Annotated in this window: 22 protein-coding genes; 16 read left to right on the top strand and 6 right to left on the bottom strand. The window is 70.5% G+C overall.

The features are described 5' to 3' along the window. Positions 1–28 precede the first annotated feature (28 nt). Positions 29–1012, bottom strand: coding sequence for a ScbA/BarX family gamma-butyrolactone biosynthesis protein (locus tag ACZ5VC_RS04980; protein ID WP_469118672.1), 984 nt, complete (start codon positions 1010–1012; stop codon positions 29–31). Positions 1013–1387: 375 nt separating this feature from the next. On the opposite strand from ACZ5VC_RS04980, the gene ACZ5VC_RS04975 reads away from it, so the two are divergent. The 4 genes from ACZ5VC_RS04975 (at position 1388) to ACZ5VC_RS04960 (ending at position 4900) form a co-directional block, all read left to right on the top strand. Continuing rightward, entirely contained in the window at positions 1388–2083 is a 696-nt protein-coding gene (locus ACZ5VC_RS04975) for an HAD family phosphatase (protein ID WP_469118671.1), read from the top strand. 44 nt (positions 2084–2127) lie between these two features. Next, positions 2128–2898 carry an SDR family NAD(P)-dependent oxidoreductase gene (locus ACZ5VC_RS04970; RefSeq protein ID WP_469118670.1) on the top strand — a complete coding sequence of 257 codons (771 nt, stop codon included), beginning with the start codon at positions 2128–2130 and terminating at the stop codon, positions 2896–2898. A 170-nt stretch (positions 2899–3068) separates the two neighbouring features. Continuing rightward, positions 3069–3716 carry a ScbR family autoregulator-binding transcription factor gene (locus ACZ5VC_RS04965; RefSeq protein WP_468714849.1) on the top strand — a complete coding sequence of 216 codons (648 nt, stop codon included), beginning with the start codon at positions 3069–3071 and terminating at the stop codon, positions 3714–3716. Positions 3717–4030: 314 nt separating this feature from the next. Next, positions 4031–4900 carry an AfsR/SARP family transcriptional regulator gene (locus tag ACZ5VC_RS04960; RefSeq protein ID WP_469118669.1) on the top strand — a complete coding sequence of 290 codons (870 nt, stop codon included), beginning with the start codon at positions 4031–4033 and terminating at the stop codon, positions 4898–4900. A gap of 91 nt (positions 4901–4991) precedes the next feature. Here the strand turns inward: ACZ5VC_RS04960 and wrbA (ACZ5VC_RS04955) are convergent, their stop codons facing one another. From wrbA (ACZ5VC_RS04955) to ACZ5VC_RS04935, 5 genes are all read right to left on the bottom strand, one after another. After that, entirely contained in the window at positions 4992–5609 is a 618-nt protein-coding gene (gene wrbA / locus ACZ5VC_RS04955) for an NAD(P)H:quinone oxidoreductase (RefSeq protein WP_468714856.1), read from the bottom strand. Between the two features lie 99 nt (positions 5610–5708). Further along, the gene (locus ACZ5VC_RS04950; RefSeq protein WP_469118668.1) at positions 5709–6566 is read right to left on the bottom strand and encodes an arylamine N-acetyltransferase family protein; all 858 of its coding nucleotides are present in this window, start codon (positions 6564–6566) and stop codon (positions 5709–5711) included. Positions 6567–6585: 19 nt separating this feature from the next. Continuing rightward, positions 6586–7518 (bottom strand): MIP/aquaporin family protein, encoded by a 933-nt coding sequence (locus tag ACZ5VC_RS04945; protein WP_469118667.1) that lies wholly within the window; start codon positions 7516–7518, stop codon positions 6586–6588. Between the two features lie 132 nt (positions 7519–7650). Then, positions 7651–9507: an asparagine synthase (glutamine-hydrolyzing) gene (asnB, locus tag ACZ5VC_RS04940; protein WP_469118666.1), complete on the bottom strand. Its 1857-nt coding sequence runs from the start codon at positions 9505–9507 to the stop codon at positions 7651–7653. Positions 9508–9581: 74 nt separating this feature from the next. Then, positions 9582–11282 carry a carboxylesterase family protein gene (locus ACZ5VC_RS04935; protein ID WP_469118665.1) on the bottom strand — a complete coding sequence of 567 codons (1701 nt, stop codon included), beginning with the start codon at positions 11280–11282 and terminating at the stop codon, positions 9582–9584. A 179-nt stretch (positions 11283–11461) separates the two neighbouring features. Between ACZ5VC_RS04935 and ACZ5VC_RS04930 the strand changes: the two genes are divergently transcribed. The 12 genes from ACZ5VC_RS04930 to aroC all read left to right on the top strand — a co-directional run bounded on the left by ACZ5VC_RS04930 (position 11462) and on the right by aroC (position 23724). Further along, positions 11462–12004 carry an SRPBCC family protein gene (locus tag ACZ5VC_RS04930; RefSeq protein WP_469118664.1) on the top strand — a complete coding sequence of 181 codons (543 nt, stop codon included), beginning with the start codon at positions 11462–11464 and terminating at the stop codon, positions 12002–12004. A gap of 206 nt (positions 12005–12210) precedes the next feature. Further along, a complete protein-coding gene (locus ACZ5VC_RS04925; RefSeq protein WP_469118663.1) occupies positions 12211–13650 on the top strand; it encodes a multicopper oxidase family protein in 1440 nt (479 codons plus the stop codon). Between the two features lie 215 nt (positions 13651–13865). Further along, positions 13866–14483, top strand: coding sequence for an NAD(P)H:quinone oxidoreductase (wrbA, locus tag ACZ5VC_RS04920; RefSeq protein WP_468714870.1), 618 nt, complete (start codon positions 13866–13868; stop codon positions 14481–14483). A gap of 82 nt (positions 14484–14565) precedes the next feature. Beyond that, complete coding sequence (locus ACZ5VC_RS04915; RefSeq protein ID WP_469118662.1) at positions 14566–15738, top strand: 3-deoxy-7-phosphoheptulonate synthase; 1173 nt, start codon at positions 14566–14568, stop codon at positions 15736–15738. Between the two features lie 30 nt (positions 15739–15768). Further along, positions 15769–16539: a 2,3-dihydro-2,3-dihydroxybenzoate dehydrogenase gene (locus ACZ5VC_RS04910; protein WP_469118661.1), complete on the top strand. Its 771-nt coding sequence runs from the start codon at positions 15769–15771 to the stop codon at positions 16537–16539. A 54-nt stretch (positions 16540–16593) separates the two neighbouring features. Next, positions 16594–17217: an isochorismatase family protein gene (locus ACZ5VC_RS04905; protein WP_469118660.1), complete on the top strand. Its 624-nt coding sequence runs from the start codon at positions 16594–16596 to the stop codon at positions 17215–17217. After that, positions 17214–19136 (top strand): anthranilate synthase family protein, encoded by a 1923-nt coding sequence (locus ACZ5VC_RS04900; protein WP_469118659.1) that lies wholly within the window; start codon positions 17214–17216, stop codon positions 19134–19136. Before ACZ5VC_RS04905 ends, ACZ5VC_RS04900 begins: the two co-directional genes overlap by 4 nt. Further along, positions 19136–19657, top strand: a complete 522-nt coding sequence (locus ACZ5VC_RS04895; RefSeq protein WP_469118658.1) for a shikimate kinase — start codon at positions 19136–19138, stop codon at positions 19655–19657. Before ACZ5VC_RS04900 ends, ACZ5VC_RS04895 begins: the two co-directional genes overlap by 1 nt. Beyond that, positions 19654–20757, top strand: coding sequence for a 3-dehydroquinate synthase (gene aroB, locus ACZ5VC_RS04890; protein WP_469118657.1), 1104 nt, complete (start codon positions 19654–19656; stop codon positions 20755–20757). The genes ACZ5VC_RS04895 and aroB overlap by 4 nt, the downstream gene beginning before the upstream one ends. Then, a complete protein-coding gene (gene aroQ, locus ACZ5VC_RS04885) occupies positions 20754–21245 on the top strand; it encodes a type II 3-dehydroquinate dehydratase (protein WP_468714885.1) in 492 nt (163 codons plus the stop codon). Before aroB ends, aroQ begins: the two co-directional genes overlap by 4 nt. Beyond that, positions 21242–22543, top strand: a complete 1302-nt coding sequence (gene aroA, locus ACZ5VC_RS04880; protein ID WP_469118656.1) for a 3-phosphoshikimate 1-carboxyvinyltransferase — start codon at positions 21242–21244, stop codon at positions 22541–22543. Before aroQ ends, aroA begins: the two co-directional genes overlap by 4 nt. Beyond that, a complete protein-coding gene (gene aroC, locus ACZ5VC_RS04875) occupies positions 22540–23724 on the top strand; it encodes a chorismate synthase (protein ID WP_469118655.1) in 1185 nt (394 codons plus the stop codon). The genes aroA and aroC overlap by 4 nt, the downstream gene beginning before the upstream one ends. The last annotated feature ends 74 nt before the right edge of the window (positions 23725–23798 follow it).

Raw genomic sequence — 23798 nt, 5'->3', positions numbered from 1 at the left:
GGAAGGCCCGTCCGTCCGCCGGTGTCCGTCAGAGGCCCTCGGGCGCGTTCGGGACTTCCGTGACGCCGATGATCGAGGTGAAGAGGATCTCGCCGTCCTGACGCCCGGTGACCAGGACGAGCCCGCCCCGCTCACCCGGGCAGACGGCCGGCTCGGTCTCGATCCAGCACGGGCTGCCGAACTCGGCGTACCGGTGGAAGGTGCTGTCCATGGCGACGGGCAGGACCGCGCGGCCCTCGGGTGCCAGGGTGTGGACCGCCTGCCGGGCCGCCTCCAGCAGGACCATGCCCGGGATGTGGTCGCCGGGGTGGTCGAAGAGCACCGGGTGGCGGGTGTCCACGCGCAGCTGCCAGCGGTGCGGTCCCTCGGCGGGGGCGAGGACCACGTCGAAGCCGTGGTGGCGGCCGACGGTGCGGGGCGCCACGGGCGTGCCGGGGCGCTGCGGGGCGGCGGCGGCCATGGCGGCGAGCTGCGGGGCGCGCAGCCGGCGGTACACCTCGGGGCCGGTGCAGGTGTAGCGGGCGTTGCCGGTCGCCCAGGTGAGGCCGCCGGAGCTGAGGACCACTTCGTAGCGCAGTCCGGTCAGTTGACGGCCGCGCCGCTTGATGTCGGTGCAGGTGACGTCGAGGCGGAGGTCCGCGGGCGCGCGGCCGACGCGGAGGAGGTCCGGTTCGACGCTGTAGTTGAGCTCCCACATCAGGAACTGGTGGCCGAGCGGGACGTCGAAGCCCGCGTGCGCCAGCAGCGCGCCGACCTGACGGATCGTTTCGGCTGCCATGAGCGGGTCGTAGTGCGTGCCGCCCACGGGGCGGAAGAAGCTGTGTGCCCGCGGCCATTGGGCGGTCAGCGTGAAGTGCTCCTCGTCCAGGCGGGACCACTCGGCCGTCAGGAACACCTCCGCCACCGCTGCCCGGTGGACGTACTCCCGCGGGGCCGTCGTCGTCAGACGGCCGATACCCAGCGGTGCCGGGTGCGTCGTCTCGAGGTCGGCGTGAGCGGTCGTCTGCAGCATGAGGTCCTCAAGTAGCGGGCGGGCGAGGAGGAATGGGGCGGGACTCGCGGAAGATACGAACTTTCAGGTCGGTTTTGCAAGGGATTCAGGGCCAGAAGCTTCACGGTCTGTCAGGTTGTACTGCACGGAGCGCTGTCGGCAACAGACCGCGAGGGGTGATCAGCCGGCCAACGCCGGTACACGAAACGGTAGATGTCCTGTGCGTGAGACCCGGGGGTTCACCCCGCAGGCGGCTTCGGGTATCTTCCAGCTGCCGGAAAATCTGTACCGCCAGGTTTGTTTCGCGGGCGCCTGAGACGCCGGTTTGGGCGTGCACACCACACTGAGGTGGTTTCGGCCCGATACGCCCGGCCTCGGCTGCCTCTTGGAGATTCCGTGGAACCCCTGCGCCACATACGTCTCGCCGCCGTGAACATCGACGGCGTCCTGCTGAACGACACCTTCAGTCCGGTCATCCATCACTTCATCACCAGCCGCGGTGGCCACTACGACGCCGACGTCGAGCGGGAGATCTTCTCCCAGACCCAGCTCACCGCCGCCAAGGCCCTCGGCGCCGCCGCCGGCATCGTCCTCAGTCCGCAGGACGTCCTCACCGCCTACTTCGAGGAGCGAGCCGCCCATCTCGCCGAGCACCCGCTGCGCGTGCTCGACGGCGCGACCGAGCTGCTGATGCGGCTGCGCGGCCTCGGACTGCGCACCGTCTGCTACGGCGGCCTCGACAAGAGCCACTTCGACCGCTACCTGCAGGACCAGGCCGGGCTCTTCGACGGCCCCGGCTATGTGTGCACCAATGACTTCCGGCCCGGGCTGCACGAGATCACCGCCGAGATCTTCGGCCTCGACTACGACCAAGTCGTGTTCATCGACGACGTCGCCCGGGTCGGCGAGGCGGCGATGGAGCTCGGCATCGCCTTCATCGGGCACCCCAGCGACTTCGCCCATGGCTTCCAGGGCGAGCTGATGCGCGGCGCCGGCGTACGGCACGTGGTCGGATCGCTTGACGAGATCGACGAGCCGCTGCTGCGCACGGTCGACGCCGAGGCCGCCGCCGGCCGCAACTGGAACGGCTGAGCCGCCGTGACCCCCACCCATCCACCGAGGGAGACAACCGTTCCATGACTGCCGACCACCGCCTGCTGACCGACAAGGTCGCTCTCATCACCGGCGCCAGCAGCGGAATCGGAGCGGCGGCCGCCCGGGTCTTCGGCCGCGAGGGGGCCACCGTGGTGCTCGCCGCCCGCCGCGAGGAGAAGCTGAAGGCCGTCGTGGCCGAGCTGCGCGAGCAGGGCGTCACCGCCGAGTATGTGGTGACCGACATCACCCGCCCCGAGGACACCGCGGCCGCCGTGGCCCACGCGGTGGAACGGTTCGGGCGCCTCGACGTGGCCTTCAACAACGCGGGCTGGGGCGTGGGACGCGAGCCGCTGCACACCATGGACCACGAGCTCTACGACCGGATCATGGACGTCAACGTCCGTGGTGTCTGGAACTGCCTGCGGGACGAGGTCACCGCCATGCTGGCGACCGGCGGCGGCGCCATCGTCAACAACAGCAGCGTCGGCGGACTCCTCGCGACCCCCGTCGCCGCGCCCTATGTGGCCGCCAAGCACGCGGTCGTGGGGCTGACCAAGGCGGCCGCCGCCGAGTACGCGGCGCAGGGCATCCGGGTCAACTCGGTGGCGCCCGGCACCACTCGTACCGAGGTCGTGGCCGAGTGGTTCGCCGCCGTGCCCGGAGTCGAGGCGGCGCTGCACGCGGCGACCCCGCAGCCGCGCACCGCGGAGCCCGAGGAGATCGCCGAGGCGGCCGCCTGGCTGCTCAGTGAGCGCGCGTCCTTCGTCACCGGTGTCATCATGCCGGTGGACGGCGGTTTCACCATGGTGTGAGGCGGGCGGTGAGCGGTGGCAACGGCCGCGGGCAGCCCTGCGTACGACATCTTGTGTCCTCTGCACGTATCCGTCCATACTTGCTGTTTTCGACTGTGAAGTGCGAGTGAGCACGGAGCGAGCGCGAGGGCCCCGCCGGTCATCGGGCTATGAGAGGGACGTGACCCCCAATGGCGAAGCAGGATCGCGCGATTCGAACGCGCCAGGCGATCTTGGAAGCGGCCGCCACCGTCTTCGACGAGCGCGGTTACGAGGCCGCCAAGCTCACCGACATCCTGCAACTGGCCCAGGTCACCAAGGGTGCGCTCTACTTCCACTTCGACTCGAAGGAGGACCTGGCGCACGCCGTGATCGACGCCCAGGTCCAGGCCGTCCCCCTCCCCATGCCCCAGGTCTCCAAGATGCAGGAGTTCGTGGACATCGGCATGGTCTTCGCACACCGGCTGACCCATGACGGGCTGCTGCGCGGCAGCGTGCGGCTCACCCTCGACCAGGGTGGACACGAGCTCAACCGCAGCGGCCCGTACCGCGAGTGGACCGAGCTGAACCTCCAGGTCCTCAACGAGGCCAAGGAGCGCGGTGAGTTGCTGCCGCACGCCGACACCGCCGAGGTGGCGCCGCTCGTCGTGGGCGCGTACGCGGGCCTGAACCTCATGTCCCAGGCGCTGGGCAACCGCGCGGACATGGACCGCTGGGCCTCGGCGCTCTACCGCCATCTGACGCCCAGCATCACCGTGCCGGCCGTCCTGGCGATGCTCGACATGGAGCCCGGTCGCGGTGCGCGGGCGCTTCGGGCCGCCGAAGCGACGTCCAGCTAGGCACCTCAGGCCCAGACCTGGGCTCAAAAAACATACCCAGCTCCTTGTTTTTTGAGGTTGCCACACACTCTTCATCTGCCGTACGCCCCGATTTGACGTTCCAAAGCGTACCCGCGGGTCCAGATTCCGGATGCGCCGGGGCGGTTGCTCGGGGGCGTTGACGCTTTCCTGATGGAAGTAAATCCATGCAAACATGGTCATTCCCCTACGCAGTTCGGTGCTACGAATCCATACCCCGGGGTTTCTTATTGACATGCCTCAGGGTCTGCTTTTCTAATCGACGAGGGCCGAGCCGCACAGACTGAGGGGGCAGAGTGGACGTCCGGATCCTGGGGGGACTGTCGGTGCACGAGAACGGGGTCTCGATCACACCAACGGCAGCCGCCCCACGGCAGGTTCTGGCGCTCCTGGCGGCCAAGGCCGACCAGGTCGTGCCGGCGGCCGTACTGATCGAGGAACTGTGGCCGTCCGGACCGCCGCGCACCGCGCGGCTCGAACTCCAGTCGCACATCATGGACGTACGGGCGCTGATCACCACCGCGCTGCGCAACACCGAGCCGCCGGACCCCGCTTCCACCTGGCTGGAGCGCCGCACCGCCGACGCGGTGCTCGTCTCCCTGCCCGGCGGCTACCGCCTCGACACCGGTGGAGGCTCCATCGACGCCTGGCAGTTCGAGCGGGCAACCGGCGCCGGATACCGGGCCATGGAAGCGGGTGACTTACAGCGCGCGGCACGAAGGCTCGGTGAGGGCCTCGCTCTCTGGCACGGCGAGGCATTCGCCGGCGTGGCCGTCGGTCCGCATCTGCGGGGAGAGATCGAGCGCCTCGAGAAGTCCCGGCTGAGCGCCCTCGACCAGTGGGTGGAGGCGCAACTGCGGCTCGGCCGGCATTCCGAGATGATCCCGGAGCTGTCCGAACTCGTCGCGCAGTACCGCACCAACGAGCCCCTGCACGGCCAGTTCATGGTGGCGCTGCTGCGCTGCGGCCGTCAGACCGAGGCCCTGGAGGTCTATCAGCGGCTGCGCAACGGCCTCAAGCGGGAGTCCGGTGGCGAGCCCTCGGCGCGGCTGCGCAGGCTCCAGCGGTCCATCCTCACGGTCGGCGACGTGGCGCGCGCGTCCCGGCCCGTGGCGCCGCGGCGCACCGCCGCCGGCCCCCTGATGCCGGCCGGCTCGTTCGTCTGAGCCCGAGGGGGGCGCGGAAGACAGCCAAAAAAGGGGGCGGGGCAGGACCTGTTGGTCCTGCCCCGCCCCCCTTGTTCTCCCCGGGGACGGATCAGGCGTTCTTGAGACCGGCCTTCAGCGCCGTGGCGATTTCTACGGCGCGGCGGGTCTGGAATTCGATGGCGGCGAGGTTTTCGTCGGCGACGGTGGTGGCCTGGTTGGAGGACACGCTGGAGGTGCCGTACGGGTTGCCGTTGGGGGCGGCGAACTGGATGGGGTCCGCGTAGCCGGGGGCGACGATGATCGAGCCCCAGTGGTAGAAGGTGTTGTTCAGTGCCAGCAGGGTGGACTCCTGGCCGCCGTGGGTGGTGGCGGTCGAGGTGAACGCGGAGGCGACCTTGTTGACGAGCTTGCCCTGCGCCCACAGACCACCGGTGGTGTCGATGAACTGCTTGAGCTGGGCGGCGCACTGACCGAACCGGGTCGGCGTGCCGAGCAGGATCACATCGGCCCACTCCAGGTCCTCGAGCGCGGCGATCTCGATGTCACGCGTGGCCTGGGCGTGCTCGGCCCACTCCGGCTTCGTGTCGATCACCGCCTGCGGAGCCAGCTCCGCCACCTTCCGCAGCCGGACCTCCGCACCGGCCTTCTCCGCCGCACCGGCAGCCGCCTGCGCCAGCGCGTGCACATTCCCCGTCGACGAGTAGTAGATGACAGCAACATTGGTCATGACAGCCGTGCTCCTTGGCTTTCGGATGGTGGAAGGCCCGGGCCGACTTTCGCCGAATTCCGGCGCGGCGAGCCATGAGCGAAGCGGAAGTACGTCAAGTCACTTCGCGGCGAAGTACTGGAGCAGCCGCCGCTCGTCCTCGTCGGTCAACGCCACTTCGAAGAGGTCCCGCAGCGCGCACACCGTGTCGCCCGCGGACAGCTCCCGCCGCTCGCTGCTTCCGTCGGGGTACTCGGTCACCAGCACCTTGTCCTGAAGGAGCCGCCGCTCCTTCTCCGTCTCCCGCTGGGCGACGAGCTGCCCCACGAACGGCGAACCGGGCCGGGTCGAGCTGATGTAGTGCGCCGCCTCGAAGTCGATCCGGAACTGCGGCTCCTGGCGGAAGCCGTACATGTCGAACCAGCCGTCGGGCCGCAGGCACTGCACGATCCAGTCGGCGCCGTCCGCGACCAGCCGCCAGGTCCAGTCGGCGACGGTCACCGACGCGCCGTCCTCCAGCGGCAGCGGATCGATCAGACCGGTGTAGCCGTAGCCCGCGTCCGCGACCCACACCCGGTCGTCGGCGCGCACCAGCAGGACGGTGTGCGTACGGAAACGCCGGCGCGTCTCGCCCTGCCGGATTCGGGCCAGGAGCCGGGTCACCGGGAAGCCGAGCCGGTCCAGGGCCGCGGCCAGCAGCAGGTTGTTCTCGTAGCAGTAGCCGCCGCGGCGCGCCCGGACCAGCTTGTCCTGGATCCGCTCGATGGCGAGGGACACCGGGCGGCCGAGCGCGATGTCGACGTTCTCGAACGTGATGGTGCTCATGTGCCCGCGGTGCACCCGGTGCAGGGTGTCGGCGGTGGCCGTGCGCGGTCCGGTGAAGCCGATGCGGTCGAGGTACGCGTCGAGGTCGAGCTGTCCGCTCTCCCACTCGGGCGCGTCCTCCACCGCGATGGGCAGGCCGTACGTTCCCAGCATGAGGGGTCCTCCTGAGTCGTCAGATGCGATAGGGCTCATCGGGCGGGTTCGGGCCGGCCTTGAGCAGCAGAAGCGGAATCGTGTCCGGGCACACGGCGTCCGGGTCGATGGCCGGGGCCTGCGGGTACGGGTCGGAGAAGACGGGTCGCGCCGGGTCGGCCTCGACTTCGTCCAGGACCTCGGGGTCCGGCGCCGGCGGCTTCAGGGCCGCCGCGAGGCCCGCCGCCAGCGCGGCGCCCAGGACCGGGCCGATCAGATAGGCGGCGAGGAACCCGGTGTGCCCGGACAGCAGGGCCGGGCCGAACTGCCGGGCCGGGTTGACCGAACCGCCCGACACGGGGCCCAGGATCATGATGAAGCAGGTGATGCACGCGCCCACGGCCGCCGGGATCAGCCAGTCCCAGCGCGGCCGTATCAGCAGCGCGGCCACGATCGTCATACAGACGAGCTGGGACAGCGTCTCGGCGAGGAGCACGCCCCAGAACCCCCAGCCGGGCGCGGGTCCCACCGCCGAGAAGCCCACCGAGGGCATGCCGACCGCCGGCCCCCACACCAGCCGCGCGAGGCCGACGCCGGCCACCGAGCCGGCCATCTGCGCGGTGCAGAACGGCAGCACGTCCTTGCCGGGGAAGACCCGCAGCATCCACAGCCCGATGCTCACGGAGGGGTTCATGTGCCCGGCGGTCTTGCGGGACATGGAGAAGTGGATGATCGCCGTGTTGACGACGCCGAAGAAGACCCCCAGGGCCACGAAGGCCGCCCTGCCCTGCAGGACGGAGGCGAGCGGCGCGTCCGGCGCGAAGACCCAGCGGGCCGTGGTGACGATGAGGAACAGAATCCCCGCGGTGATGAAGAACTCCAGCACGACCGTGCGCGCCCGGGCCGGAAGGTACGGCTCGAACGGTGTCCGGGGCGGTTTCCTGTGGGTGCCTGGCTGCCTGTTGTTGGCCATCGTTCCTGCTCCGTGTTTCCGGTGCGGCGGCTGGTGTGGGTGGGACGACTGGGCCTCACGCACCCGTGCGCCGGGCACCGCCCCGAAGGCGGTCCCCGGCGTCACGGGACGGTGAGGTCCAGGAGGTGCGGCTCAGATCTCCACGCGGACGTCGTACTCGGCGACCCAGGCGTTGAACTCGACCAGACGCTCCATCACGGCCCGGGTGCCCCACAGTCCGCCGAGGGCCGAGTACTCCTCCAGCGGCTTGTCGAGCAGCTTCCGGATGCCCTCGGCCGGAACCAGGCGCAGCACCGGCGAGCCGTCGTGCAGCAGGTCCTCGACCTTGGCGCGCAGCGCGCGGACGTAGTCCAGGTCCTGGGTCGAGGGGTAGGGGCTCTTCTTGCGCTCCAGGACCGACTGCGGCAGCACATGGGCGGCCGCCGCGCGCAGCAGGCTCTTCTCGCGTCCGTCGAAGTTCTTCATCTCCCACGGCACGTTGTAGACGTACTCGACGAGGCGGTGGTCGGTGAACGGCACCCGCACCTCCAGGCTCGCGGACATGCTGATCCGGTCCTTGCGGTCGAGCAGGAACTTCTCCCAGTGCGTGATGTTGAGCCAGGTCAGCTCCTTCATCCGCTCCTCGTGGGCGGAGTCGCCGGCCAGCCGGGGCACCGCCTCCAGGGACTCCGCGTAGCGCTTCTTGACGTACTCCTCCATGCCGAGCCGGTCCCAGAGCCCGATCTCCTTGATCGTGTCCAGGCCGCCGAGCCGCCGCCAGGCGTCGTACCAGGGGAAGGTGTCGCCGTTGACGGCCTCTTCGTCGAAGAACCAGTTGTAGCCGCCGAAGATCTCGTCGGCCGCCTCACCGGAGAGCGCCACGGTCACGCGTTCCTTGAGCGCCTTGCACAGGTGGTAGAGCGAGTGCTCCATGTCGCCGGTCGAGACGGGCAGGTCCTGGGCGCGCAGCACCCGGGCGCGGACCGACTCGTCGAGGATGTCGGTGTTATCCAGCTCGACGATGATGTGCTCGGCGCCGGAGTGCTCGGCCACGTCGACGGCGTACGGAGTGTCCGGGTCCATCCAGATGCCGTTGTCGCGGAACGTCTCGCCGTGGTCCTTGAAGTCCACCGAGAACGCGGTGATCCTCTCCTGGCTGCCCTGCTCGCGCAGCACCTTGGCCGCCAGCGCGGTCACCGCGCTGGAGTCCAGGCCGCCGGAGAGCAGCGTGCCCACCTTCACGTCGGCGATCAGCTGGCGCTCGACGATGTCCTCGAGCAGCTCGCGGACCGTGGCGATGGTGGTGTCGAGGTCGTCGGTGTGCGGGCGCGCCTGGAGGGTCCAGTACGTACGGGTCGTGTGCCCGTCGCGCCCGAACCGGACGACGGTGCCGGGGACGACCTCACGCATGCCCTTGAAGACGGCGTGGCCGGGGGTGTTGATGATGGCGAAGATCTCCGCCAGGCCCTCGGCGTCGACGACGGCCTCGGCCTCGGGGTGGGCCAGGATCGACTTGGCCTCGGAGCCGAACAGCACGCCGTCTGCGGTCGGGTAGTAGAAGAGCGGCTTGACGCCCATCCGGTCGCGGACCAGGAGGAGTTCCTCGGTCCGGGGATCCCAGATGGCGAGCGCGTACATGCCGTTGAGGCGCTCGGCGAACTCCTCGCCCCATTCGAGGTAGGCGTGCAGCACGACCTCGGTGTCGCTGGAGGTGCGGAACTCATGGCCGAGCGAGGCGAGTTCGGCCTTCAGCTCCAGGAAGTTGTAGACCTCGCCGGTGTAGACGAGGACGGGCAGCTCGTCGTCGCTGCCGTTGACGTGCATCGGCTGGCGGCCGTTCTCGAGGTCGATGATCGAGAGCCGACGGTGGCCGAGGGCGGCGTGCCGCGACAGCCAGATGCCGCCGTCGTCCGGGCCCCGGCATTCCAGGGTCCGGGTCATGGCCGCCGCCGTGTCGCCGCCGAGCGTCAGGTCACGGTCGTAACCGACCCAGCCGGTGAGTCCGCACATAGCGCCTCAGTTCCTTTCTCGGTTTTCCCCTGTCCAGGGGACGTCCCTTGCGGGGTGAGCGGGGGTGTACGGAGTCAGGGGCGCGGGACCGGGACCGGGACCCACCCGGCGTCGTCCCAGTGGCGCAGCTGCCGCAGCGCGGACCGCTCGCCGACCCGGGCGACGTGCTCGCCGCCGAGGATCAGCGTGCTCGGCCGGTCGGGCGAGAAGACCGGCCAGGCCGGCGCGTTCGGGCTGCTGGGCGCGTTGCCCCGGGCGAAGGACGCGACGAGGTCGATGAAGGTGTCGGACACCCGCTTCTCGAGCGGCCCGTTGCCGTAGGCCGGGGCGTTGACGGCGGAGGCGTAGGAGCCGAAGAGGAACTTCGACGTGGCCTCGTGCGGGGTGCCGGTCAGCGGAGGGGCGACCGGGTGCGCGAACTCCATCAGATAGCTCGGCACCCCCGGGCGCTCCCGTGCCTGCCGCTCGGCGAGCCGGGTGATCTGGTACCGGAAGAGACTGTCGCCCCAGATGGCTCCCCAGATGGACACCGGGTCCTGGGGGAGACCGTCGATGGTGGCGGCCCGGCGGTAGGCGGAGATCGCCGAGTCGACCTCGGTGTCGGCGACGTGCACCGCGCCCTTGTGGAGTACGGCACGGATCGCGTCCCGCAGCTCCGCGTCATTGGTGGGATGCGGGCCCGGGAAGGGGTAGCCGGGGCCGGTGGTGAAGAACGTCCCCTCGGTGCGGCCGTAGACGGCCATCGTCGGGAGGTTCGGGGTGGGAAGTTCGTAGTCGTGGCCCAGCATCCAGCGGCCGTCGACGACCGGGCCCTGGTACTCCCGCCAGGTGGATATCTCCCGGTCGGTGGGGCTGCCGGAGAACACCTTCTCCCAGGTGTCCTTGAGCCGGTCGGCGGGGACCTGGCGCAGCCCCTTGACGGTCGTGCCGAGTTTGCGCGCGATCAGCTCGAAGACCCGGTGCGAGTCCTCGCGGCTCATCGAACTGGCGGGCTCCCACACGTGCTTCACGCTGATCGGCACGATCCGCTTGACCGTGCCGCGCAGCTCGGGAAGGAGTCCGAGCTGCCAGGTGGAGGAGCCGCCGGCGGACGTCCCGGCCAGGGTGATGTTGTCCGGGTCGCCGCCGAACGCGGCCGCGTTCCTGCGGATCCAGTGCAGCAGCGCCACCTGGTCCTGCAGGCCCCAGTTGGAGTAGCCGCCGGTGCGCGGGTCGGCGAGGTCCTCGTGCAGGCCCCAGCCCAGCGCCCCCAGGCGGTAGTTGAAGGTGACGACGACCATGTCGCCGTGGGCCGCCGGGCGGGCGCCGTCGAAGTCCGGCTCGCTGCCCGCGCCGAGGAACCAGCCGCCGCCGTGGATGTAGACCACCACCGGGCGGGAGCCCCGGGTGTCGGGGGTCCACACATTGGCGTAGAGGCTGTCCTCGCTGGAGCCCGGCAGATACGACTGGTAGGACACCGGGGCGAAGACGGTGGCGTCACGGACCCCGCTCCACGGGGTGACCGGTCGGGGGGAGCAGTAGCGCAGCGCGCCGACCGGGGGAGCGGCGTACGGGACACCGCGGAAGACCGAGAGCCCGCCACTGCGCTCGCCGGAGATCAGCCCGCCGGTCGTCCGGGTCACCACGGGCCCGGTCTCCTCCGGGGCCGTGGCCGCGCCGCCGCCCGTACGCTGCTGGGCCGCCGCGTCCGGTACGGTCACGGCCGCCACCGCCGCGGCGGCCGCGGCGACGACGGTGCGTCTGCGAGGCTCATGAGAAACTCCCGACTGGGACATATACAAACTCCCCGTGCGTGCGAATGCCGCTGACGACGGTCGAGATGGTGCCCCCGCGGCCGTGCACCGGCCAATGGCCCCCGGCGTACTCAGTCAGGTCCCCCGGGAACCGCTTCAGAACCTGACGGATTCACCCCCGAACCTTTGAGCGCATCCGTTGTTCTCGGCAGGATCCAGGCATGACAACGTCGATTCTGGAGTCTCGCCCCCTTTTCGAGCTGGGCGCCGAGATTCACATCGCGGCCTCGGCCGACAAGATCTACTCCGTCGTCAGCGACATGAAGCGCCATTCCGAGTGGAGCTCGGAACTCCAGGACGGCACATGGCTGTCCGGTGAGCCGGGAGCGGTGGGTTCCATATTCCGCGGAGAGAACTTCCGCAGCGACGACATCGTGGCCTGGGCGCCGCTCATCCGCGGAATCTGGTACACCAAGTCGGAAGTCGTCGCCACCGAACCCGGCAAGGCTTTCCGCTGGCGCATCCACTCCAAGACCGGCGAGCCCCAGGATCTCGTATGGTCCTTCGAGATCACCCCTGGGGAGAACGGCTGCACTCTGGCCCAGACATTCCGCATGGGGTACGCGTCGCCCGGAATCCATGAGATCACCAAGGACATGGACGAGGACGACACGAAGAAGTTCATCGCCGACTGGACCGTCAAGATGACCCGGGACGTCACGGAGACCCTGGAGAAGATCAAGGTCGTCGTCGAGAAGGACTGACCACCCGAACGGCTCCCGCGACAGAACCGACCCCGCACCACCCGAGCTCGCGCAGACCCGAGCCGGCCGGTGGCCCTCCGGCACCACGCCGTCGCCCCGGCCGGCTCCGTCGTACGTCCCCCCACGCACCACACCCCCCATGCCGCACAGCCTGCACACTTCCGAGCGCGCAGACGGGCGCGCCCTCACGAGGGGAATCCCCACACATGCTCTCCAGACGACGGTTCATCGGTGCCGCCCTCGCCACGGGTGGCACGGTGGCCACCGGCGCCGCACTCTCGCCGCTGCTCAGCGCCGGGTCGGTCGCCGCGGCAGACACCGCCGCCACACAGTTCTTCGCCCAGCCGATGCCCCTGCCGCAGGTCATCGCCCCGTACTCCACCGCCAACGGCATCGACACCTACAACGTGTCGATCAAGCGGGTCAACAAGGAGATACTGCCGGGCAAGCTCACCGAGGTCTTCAGCTTCAACGGGGCCTTTCCGGGCCTCATCCGGGCCACCTCCGGACGCCCGGTCGTGATCAACCAGTACAACAAGCTGGACATGCCGGTCTCCATCCATCTGCACGGAGGCCATGTCGCACCGGAGCACGACGGCGACCCGATGGCCACCATCGCCCCGGGCGGCAGCAAGCAGTACCACTACCCCAACGCCCAGGCGCACGCCCCGCTGTGGCTCCACGACCACGCGCACCACATGGAGTCCGAGCACGTCTACCGGGGTCTGTCCGCGTTCTACCTGCTCACCGACGCCACCGAGAAGGCGCTGCCGTTGCCCTCGGGCTCGTACGACGTGCCGATCATGCTGCGGGAGGCCAACTTCGACGCGGCCGGCCAGTTCGTCTACAAGATGGACGACTTCATGGGCCGCTCCACGATCCTCGCCAACGGCAAGGCGTGGCCGTACTTCCAGGTCTCGGCCCGCAAGTACCGCTTCCGGCTGCTCAACTCCACCAACCTGCGGTTCTTCACGCTCAAGCTCGCCGACGGCAGCCCTTTCATCCAGATCGGCTCCGACGGCGGTCTGCTGGAGAAACCTTTCAGCACCGACACCGTGGCCCTGTCGCCGGGTGAGCGTGCCGACGTCGTCATCGACTTCTCCCGCTACCCCGTCGGCACCAAGCTCGTCCTGGAGAACACCGAGGGCCCCGGGCCGGCCGAACAGACCGGCAAGGTCCTGCGGTTCGACGTGGTGAAGACGAGCACCGACCCCAGCTCCGTCCCCGCGACCCTGCGGACCCTTCCCGCGCTTCCCGCCGTCACCGGCAGCCGAACCGTCGTCATGAGCATGGACGAGGACGGCCGCCCCAACCCGCAGGGCTATATGGACGGAAAGGTCTACGACCACAACCGGATCGACAACAAGGTGCCGTGGGGAGGTTCCGAAATCTGGACCGTCACCAATGCCAACCTGGGTATTCCGCACAACTTCCATATTCACCTTGTGCAGTTCCGGATCCTGGAACGCAACGGCACTCCGCCCGGTCCCGCCGAGGCCGGACTCAAGGACACCATCCGCGTGATGCCGGGTGAGACCGTGAAGTTCCAGGCCACCTTCGACAGCTACCGCGGAAAGTATCTCTACCACTGTCACATGCTCGACCACGCGGCCATGGGAATGATGGCGCAGATGGAAATCGTGTGAACAGGCGCTGTACGGAAGACTCCGATGTGACCGGTATCACGGTCGACCTGATGGATTCTCACGGCACTTGACGGAGTGCGGCCGCCGTCATTGGCCGCACCTCGGCAGGCGTCGGATGATTCCGGGGAATTCGGAGTCGGCCGGCCGGCTGTTGCCGCCGGTCGGCCGGTCGGCCTCCCCACTCCCGGGCATCCACTTCAGCGGAGATATCTGTCATGACCAATGTTGCTGTCATCTACTACTCGTCGACGGGGAATGTGCACGCGCTGGCGCAGGCGGCTGCCGGTGCGGCGGAGAAGGCCGGTGCGGAGGTCCGGCTGCGGAAGGTGGCGGAGCTGGCTCCGCAGGCGGTGATCGACACGAAGCCGGAGTGGGCCGAGCACGCCCAGGCCACGCGTGACATCGAGATCGCCGCGCTCGAGGACCTGGAGTGGGCCGATGTGATCCTGCTCGGCACGCCGACCCGGTTCGGTCAGTGCGCCGCCCAGCTCAAGCAGTTCATCGACACCACCGGTGGTCTGTGGGCGCAGGGCAAGCTCGTCAACAAGGTCGCTTCCGCGTTCACCTCGACCGCCACCACCCACGGCGGCCAGGAGTCCACCCTGCTGGCACTGAACAACACCTTCTACCACTGGGGCTCGATCATCGTCGCCCCCGGCTACGCGGACCCCATCCAGTTCGCCGCCCCCAACGGCAACCCGTACGGCACCTCCAGCGTGTCCTCCAACCAGGCCACCACCGTCGCCGACGAAAACCTCGCCGCCATCGAATTCCAGACCCGCCGCGCCGTAGAAATCGCCACGGCGCTCGCCAAGGGCCTCCGCGGCGCCTGAGGCTCCCCCGGCCCCCGTCTCCCGGCCGCCGTCCCCGGCCGGAGCCCGCGCCCTTCCCCCTGTCGTCATAGGAGACACAACAGTGGACAACACTCTGCTCGACATTCGGCTCAAGCCGGCCCTGCAACAGCCCACGTGGGACGACGAATCGCAGGTGGAGCGGGTGCGGGAGGAGCTGAGCGTCCGGCCCGCGCTGGTCAGCGCGACCGATGTGGACACCCTGCGGTCCCTGCTCGCGCGGGTCGCCGCCGGCGAGGCGGTCGTCGTGCAGTCCGGCGACTGCTCGGAGGACCCCGACGAGTCGACGGCCCACCACGTCGCCCGCAAGGCGGCGGTCCTCGACCTGCTCGCCGGCGCCATGAAGATGATCACGCACAAGCCGGTGATCCGCGTCGGCCGGATGGCCGGGCAGTTCGGCAAGCCGCGCTCCAACGACACCGAGCGCGTGGGCGACCTCGAACTGCCCGTCTACCGCGGCCACATGGTCAACGGACCCGAGCCCGACGAGGAGAGCCGCCGGCCCGACCCGCTGCGCCTGCTCACCGGCTACATGGCCGCCAACGACATCATGGGCCACCTCGGCTGGCGCAAGCCCGTCGGCCGCCCGGTCATCGACCCGCCGGTGTGGACCAGCCACGAGGCGCTGCTCCTCGACTACGAGGTGCCGATGCTCCGCCGCAACGACGCCGGCCGATTGCTGCTCGCCTCCACGCACTGGCCCTGGATCGGCGAGCGCACCCGCCAGGTCGACGGCGCCCATGTCGCCCTCCTCGCGGAGGTCGCCAACCCCGTCGCCTGCAAGGTCGGCCCGTCGATGACCGTCGAGGAGCTGCTGACCCTGTGCGAGCGGCTCGACCCCGCCCGCGAGCCCGGCCGGCTCACCCTGATCGCCCGCATGGGCGCCGACAAGGTCACCGAGAAGCTGCCGCCGCTCGTCGAGGCCGTACGCGCCGCCGGTCACCCCGTCATCTGGCTCACCGACCCGATGCACGGCAACACCGTCACCGCCCCCGGCGGCCTCAAGACCCGCTACACGACCACCGTCGAGCGGGAGATCTCCGGATTCCAGCTGGCCGTGCGCTCCAGCGGCGGCATCGCGGGCGGCGTCCACCTGGAGACCACCCCCGACGACGTCACCGAGTGCGTCCTCAACGAGCACCGCGTCGCGCACTGCGGTGACCACTACACCAGCTTCTGCGACCCGCGGCTCAACCCCGGCCAGGCCGTCTCGGTCATCTCCGCCTGGCGCGCCTGACCCCTTCCACTTCTCACGGAGGTTCGGACCATGCAGCAGAAGATCGCCCTCGTCACGGGCGCAGCGGGTGGGATCGGCGCCGCGGTCGTCCGCGCCCTGGCCACCCGCGGAGCCACCGTCGCCGCGGTGGACCGGGACGAGGCCGCGCTCAAGCAGCGCGTCGCCGAACTCGCCGAGGAGGGCCTGGCCGTGGAGGCATTCCCCGCCGACGTCACCGACAGCGCCCAGGTCGCCTCGCTGGTCGACGAGACCGAGCGGCGCCTCGGGCCGATCGACTTCCTCGTCAACGCGGCGGGAATACTGCGCCTCGGCGAGGTACGGACCTTCAGCGACGAGGACTGGGCCGCCACCTTCGCGGTGAACGCCACCGGCGTCTTCCGGGTCTCCCGCGCCGTCGTCGACCGCATGGTGGAGCGCCGCGCCGGCGCCATCGTCACCGTCGCCTCCAACGCCGCGAACACCCCGCGCAGCGAGATGGCCGCGTACGCCGCCTCCAAGGCCGCCGCGTCGCTGTTCACCAAGTCGCTCGGCCTGGAGGTCGCCAAGTACGGCATCCGCTGCAACCTGGTCGCGCCCGGCTCCACCGACACCCCGATGCTCAGCTCCATGTGGCACGACGAGTCCGGACCCAGGGGCACCATCGAGGGCCGCCCCGAGGCGTTCCGGGTCGGCATCCCGCTGGCCAAGCTCGCCCAGCCCACGGACATCGCCGACGCGGTCGTCTTCCTGCTCTCCGACCAGGCGGCCCACATCACCCTGCACGACCTCACGGTCGACGGCGGAGCGTCGCTCGGCGCCTGAACGCCGGCCCCGCGCGCTCCCCTTCACCCCAGTACGAGTCACGAGAGGACGGTCATGGCCGGGATACCGCCCATCGAGGCCTATCCGTTGCCGACGGCGGGCGCCCTGCCCTCCAACACCCCCGCGTGGTCCATCAGCGCGGACCGCGCGGTGCTGCTCGTCCACGACATGCAGCGCTACTTCCTCAATCCCTTCCCGCAGCCCCTGCGCGACCAGATCGTGGCCAACGCCGCCCAGCTGCGCGACCGCTGCGCCGCCCACGGCGTCCCCGTCGCGTACACCGCGCAGCCCGGCGGCATGACCCCCGAACAGCGCGGGCTGCTCGCCGACTTCTGGGGCCCCGGGATGAAGGTCGACCCCGCCGACCGTGCCGTGGTCGACCCGCTCGCCCCCGCCTCCGGCGACTGGCTGCTCACCAAGTGGCGCTACAGCGCCTTCTTCAAGACCGATCTGCTGGAGCGGATGCGGTTCCACGGCCGCGACCAGCTGATCATCTGCGGTGTCTACGCACATGTCGGCGTCCTCGCGAGCGCCGTCGAGGCGTTCACCAACGACATCCAGACCTTCCTGGTCGCGGACGCCATCGGCGACTTCACCGAGGCCGAGCACTGGCAGACCGTCGACTACGCCGCCAAGCGCTGCGCCGTCGTCACCACCACCAAGGAGGTACTGGGATGAGCGAGGACCACGCCCCCCGAGACCTGCCCGACGACGCCGGCGATCTCCTCGGCCGGGTGCTCGGTCCGCGCCCGCCCGCCTTCGCGGTGCTGCACCGCCCCGAGACCACCGGCCCCGACGCCCTCGACGTCCTCCTCGGGGACGTCTCGCTTCCGGCGACCCTCGCGGACATCCCGCTGCCCGACGGCCCCGGCACCCCGGGCGCCGCGCGCCAGGAGGTCCTCGCCGTCGTCCCGTACCGTCAGATCGCCGAGCGCGGCTTCGCGTGCAACGACGACGGCTCGCCGCTGATCGCCATGACCGTCGCCGAGCAGACGACGGTGCCCCTCGACGCGGCCCTGACGCGGATTGCGAACGTCCCGACCCGGCTGGCCGGCGGCCACTTCGACGTCGACGACTCCGCCTACGCCGACATCGTGCGCAGGGTCATCGCGGACGAGATCGGCACCGGCGAGGGCGCGAACTTCGTCATCCGCCGCTCATTCACCGCCGACATCACCGACTACGGGCTGCCCAGCGCGCTCGCCTTCTTCCGGCGTCTGCTGGAACGCGAGTCCGGGGCCTACTGGACCTTCATCATCCACACCGGGGAGCGGACCTTCGTCGGCGCGTCCCCGGAGCGGCACGTCAGCCTCAGCGACGGCACCGCCGTGATGAACCCCATCAGCGGCACCTACCGCTATCCGGCCACCGGCCCCACCCTCCCCGGCGTCCTGGACTTCCTCGCCGACCGCAAGGAGGCCGACGAGCTCTACATGGTCGTCGACGAAGAGCTCAAGATGATGGCCCGGATCTGCGAGGCGGGCGGCCGGGTGGTGGGCCCCTACCTCAAGGAGATGGCCCGCCTCGCCCACACCGAGTACTTCATCGAGGGCCGGACCACCCGGGACCCCCGCGACATTCTGCGCGAGACGCTGTTCGCGCCGACCGTCACCGGCAGCCCGCTGGAGAGCGCCTGCCGCGTCATCGGCAAGTACGAGCCCCGGGGCCGCGGTTACTACAGCGGCATGGTCGCGCTCATCGGCCGGGACGCCCACGGCGGACGCACCATGGACTCCGCCATTCTCATCAGGACCGCCGACATCGACAGCACGGGACGGGTGCGGATCGGTGTCGGCGCCACACTCGTACGCCACTCCGACCCGGAGTCCGAGGTCGCCGAGACCCGGGCCAAGGCCGCGGGGCTGCTCGCCGCGCTGGAGGACGACGGAACGTCGCGCTTCCACGCCCACCCGAGCGTGCGTGCCGCCCTGGAGCAGCGCAACGAGACCATCGCCGGCTTCTGGCTGGCCGAGGACGAGGCGCGCGGCCGCCCCGACCCCGTTCTGGACGGACAGCGCATCCTGATCGTCGACGCCGAGGACACCTTCACCTCGATGATCGGGCAGCAGGTCCGCTCCATGGGGCCCCGCGTCACCGTCCGCCGCTTCGACGAGGAGTACTCCTTCGACGGCTACGACCTCGTCATCATGGGCCCCGGCCCGGGCGACCCGCGCGAGGGCGACCACCCGAAGATCGCGCATCTGCGCGACGCCATCGGGACGCTCCTGGAGCAGCGCCGGCCGTTCCTCGCGGTCTGCCTCAGCCACCAGGTCCTGAGCCTGCGGCTGGGTCTCGACCTGGCTCGCCGCGACGTGCCCAACCAGGGCGTCCAGAAGGAGATCGACCTCTTCGGCAGCCGTGAACGCGTCGGCTTCTACAACACGTTCGCCGCCCGCAGCGCGTCCGACGCGATCCACTGCCCGGACATCGGCGCGATCGAGGTGAGCCGGGACCCGGAGACGGGAGAGGTCCACGCGCTGCGCGGCCCCCACTTCGCGTCCATGCAGTTCCACGCCGAGTCCGTCCTCACGCAGAGCGGGCCGCGCATCGTGGGTGACCTGCTGGGCGCGCTCGTCACCCGCGTACCCGTGGCGTGATGACCGGCCCGCTGGTCGTCCTCGTCGGCCCCATGGGCTCCGGCAAGTCCACGGTCGGCGCGCTCCTGGGGCAGCGGCTCGGCGCGCCCTACCGGGACACCGACGCGGACGTCGTCGCCGCCGACGGCCGGGAGATCCCCGCGATCTTCGCGGCCGACGGCGAGGCGCGCTTCCGCGAGCTGGAGCGCCTCGCCGTACGGGCCGCCGTCGCCACCCACCCGGGCGTCCTCGCCCTCGGTGGTGGCGCGGTCCTCGACCCCCGCACCCGCGCGCTGCTCGGCGGGCAGCCGGTCGCCTATCTGTCGCTGGACGCCGACGAGGCGGTGCGCCGGGTCGGATCGGACACCGGGCGCCCGCTGCTCACCGGCTGCTCCGATCCACGGGAGCGCTGGCGGCGCCTGACCGCGGCCCGCCACCCGCTGTACGCCGAGGTCGCCCGCGCCGTCGTCGCCACCGACGGCCGCACCCCCCAAGAGGTCGCCCAGGCGGTCCTCGACGCACTGGAGCTGAAGGACGTATGACCGAACGGACCGATCGGACAGTGACACGCATCCCCGTCGGAGGCAGCGCCGGCACCGATCCGTACGAGGTGCTGGTCGGCCGGGGACTCCTCGGCGAACTGCCCGCCCTGATCGGCGCGAAGGCCCGGCGGGTTGCCGTCATCCACCCGAAGGCCCTCGCCGCCCTCGCCGGGACACTGGGCGAGGATCTGGAAGACCGGGGGTACGAGACCCTCGTCCTGCGGGTCCCCGACGCGGAGGGCGCCAAGACCGCGGAGACGGCGGCCGGGTGCTGGGACGAGCTGGGCCGCGCCGGATTCACCCGTACCGATGTGATCGTGGGGGTGGGCGGCGGTGCCACCACCGACCTGGCCGGTTTCGTGGCCGCGAGCTGGCTGCGCGGTGTGCGCTGGATCGCCGTGCCGACGACCGTCCTCGGCATGGTGGACGCGGCCGTCGGCGGCAAGACCGGCATCAACACCGCCGCCGGCAAGAACCTCGTGGGCGCCTTCCATCCGCCCGCCGGGGTCATCTGCGACCTGGCCGCCCTGGACTCGCTCCCGGTCCACGACTACGTCGGCGGCCTCGCCGAGATCATCAAGGCCGGATTCATCGCCGACCCGGTCATCCTCGACCTCATCGAGGCGGACCCGCGGGGTGCCCGCCGCCCCTCCGGCCCGCACACCGCCGAACTGATCGAACGCTCCATCCGGGTCAAGGCCGAGGTCGTCTCCAGCGACCTCAAGGAGGCGGGCCTGCGCGAGATCCTCAACTACGGCCACACCCTCGCCCATGCCATCGAGAAGAACGAGCGCTACACCTGGCGCCACGGCGCCGCCGTCTCCGTCGGCATGGTCTTCGCCGCGGAACTCGGGCGCCTCGCCGGCGCAATGGACGACGCGACCGTCGCGCGGCACCGCTCGGTGCTCTCCTCCGTCGGGCTGCCGCTCACCTACCGCGGCGACCAGTGGCCCAAGCTCCTCGAAACCATGAAGGTCGACAAGAAGTCCCGGGGCGACCTGCTGCGCTTCATCGTCCTCGACGGGCCCGCGCGGCCGTCCGTCCTGGAAGGACCCGATCCCGAGATCCTCGTCGCCGCCTACGGCCAGGTGTCCGCGTGAACCGCCGGGTCCTGGTCCTCAACGGTCCGAACCTCGGCCGGCTCGGCTCGCGCGAGCCCGACGTCTACGGCGCCACCTCCTACGCCGGTCTTGTCGACGCCTGCCGGAAGCTCGGCGCGGAGCTGGGCTTCGACGTCGACGTACGGGAGACCAACTACGAAGGGCAGCTCGTCGACTGGCTCCACGAGGCGGCGGACGGCTCCCTTCCCGTCGTCCTCAACCCGGGCGCCCTCACGCACTACTCGTACGCGGTACGTGACGCGGCGGCCCAGCGGACCGCCCCGCTCATCGAGGTGCACATCTCGAACCCGCACGCACGCGAGGAGTTCCGGCACCTCTCGGTCGTCGCCCCGGTCGCCAGCGGCACCATCACCGGCCTCGGCATCGGGTCGTACCGGGTCGCCCTGCGCGCCCTGGCCGACGAGTTCGCCGACGCGTCCACCCCCGGGCCGGCCGCCGGACCCGCCGACGAACCGGAGATCCCATGACCACCGCCGCCACGACACCGGCCCCCGGCCGGACCGCCCGGATCCCCGGCTCGAAGAGCCTCACCAACCGGGCGCTGCTGCTCGCCGCGGCCGCCGAGGGCACCACCGGGCTGTGGGCGCCGCTCGTCAGCGAGGACACCCTCGCCTTCCGCACCGCCCTCACCGGCCTCGGCGTGCCCGTCCGCGCCACCGCCGACGACACCTGCTGGGAGGTCACGGGCAGCGGACGCGGCCCGACCGGGCCGGCCAACGTCTGGTGCGCCGACGCCGGCACCGCTGCCCGCTTCCTGCCGCCGTTCGCGGCCACCGGCACCGGCGCGTTCACCTTCGACGGCTCCGCCCAGCTGCGCGCCCGCCCGCTGTGGCCGCTCGCCGACGCCCTCGCGCGGCTCGGCGCCCCGCTCCGTACGGAGACCGGCGGCACCCTGCCCCTGGCCCTCGACGCCAATGGCCTCGACGGCGGTGAGATCGTCCTCGACTCCTCGCTGAGCAGCCAGTATCTGACCGGACTGCTGATGGCCGCGCCGTTGATGCGCACCCCGCTGGTCATCGGCGCGCGGGACATCGTCAGCCGTCCGTACATCGACATGACCCTGGCGCTGATGCGTCACTTCGGCGCCGAGGTCACCGAAGCGGAGGGCGTCCTGCGCGTCACCCCCGGCGCCTACCGTGCCGCGGACCTGGTGATCGAACCGGACGCCTCCACCGCCTCGTACGTCTTCGCCGCCGCGGCCGTCACCGGCACCACGGTCACCGTCCCCGGACTCGGCAGCGGAAGCCTCCAGGGCGACCTGCGGTTCGCCGAGGCGCTGCGGCTGGCCGGCGCGGACGTCGACATCGCCGCCGACTCCACGACGGTCACCGGCACCGGCCGGCTGACCGGCGGCTTCGACATCGACATGGGCGAGATCTCCGACACCTTCATGACCCTCGCCGCGATCGCGCCGCTCGCCGACAAGCCCATCACCATCCGGGGCATCGGCCACGCCCGGCTCAAGGAGTCGGACCGTATCGCCGCCGTCACACAGAACCTCCGAGCCGCCGGGGTGCACGTCGAGGAGGGTCGGGACTGGGTCGTCGTGCACCCCGGCACCCCCGCCCCCACCCGGATCGCCTGCCATCGCGACCACCGGATCGCGATGGCGTTCACGGTGCTGGGTCTCGGCGCGACCGCCCTTGGGCAGCCCGCCGGGACGATCACACTGGACGACCCCGCGTGCGTCGGCAAGACCTTCCCCGGCTTCCACACCGAGCTGCGCCGGCTCTTTCCGGCGTACGACCTTGAGGAGCATCGTTGAGCAGGTTGCGTTGGCTGACCGCTGGGGAGTCCCACGGACCCGCGCTGGTGGCGACGCTGGAGGGTCTTCCCGCCGGCGTTCCGGTCACCACTGAGCTGGTGGCGGACCATCTTGCGCGGCGGCGTCTGGGTTATGGGCGTGGTGCCCGGATGAAGTTCGAGCAGGACGAGGTCACCTTCCTGGGTGGTGTGCGGCATGGGCTGTCGCTGGGTTCTCCGCTGGCCGTGATGGTGGGTAATACGGAGTGGCCGAAGTGGGAGAAGGTGATGTCGGCCGATCCGGTGGATCCTGCGGAGTTGAAGGAGTCGGGGCGTAATGCGCCGTTGACGCGGCCGCGTCCTGGGCATGCCGACCTTGCGGGTATGCAGAAGTACGGTTTCGACGAGGCCCGGCCGGTTCTGGAGCGTGCCAGCGCTCGGGAGACGGCGGCGCGGGTGGCGTTGGGTGCGGTTGCCCGGTCGTTCCTGAAGGAGGCGGCGGGGATCGAGATCGTGTCGCATGTGGTGGAGCTGGCGGCGGCGAGGGCTCCGTACGGGGTGTATCCGGCGCCTTCGGATGTGGAGCGGCTGGACGCGGATCCGGTGCATTGTCTGGACGCGGATGCGTCGAAGGCGATGGTCGCGGAGATCGATCAGGCCCACAAGGACGGCGACACCCTCGGTGGTGTGGTCGAGGTGCTGGCGTACGGGGTTCCGGTCGGTCTCGGCTCGCACGTGCACTGGGACCGTCGGCTGGACGCCCGGCTCGCCGCCGCGCTCATGGGCATTCAGGCCATCAAGGGTGTCGAGGTCGGCGACGGATTCGACCTCGCCCGCGTGCCTGGTTCGAAGGCTCACGACGAGATCGTCAAGACCGCCGAGGGCATCAAGCGGACCTCCGGCCGCGCCGGCGGCACCGAGGGCGGCCTGAGCACCGGCGAACTCCTGCGCGTCCGCGCGGCGATGAAGCCCATCGCCACCGTCCCGCGCGCGCTGGCCACCGTCGACGTCGCCACCGGTGAGGCCACCCAGGCCCATCACCAGCGTTCCGACGTGTGTGCGGTGCCGGCGGCGGGGATCGTCGCGGAGGCGATGGTGGCTCTGGTCCTGGCGGACGCGGTGGTGGAGAAGTTCGGCGGCGACAGCGTCCCCGAGACCCGCCGCAACGTCCAGTCCTACCTCGGGGCACTCCGACACCGGTAGGGCGCGCCCGAACGGGTCGTGCTCCCGCCCCGAGATCACCGCGCCCACGGCGTTCCCGGATCCTGCCCGGCGAC

The organism is Streptomyces sp. NPDC033174 (assembly GCF_055577795.1).
Note: the sequence above shows the minus strand (reverse complement) of the source record. Positions and strands in the feature narration are given on the sequence as shown.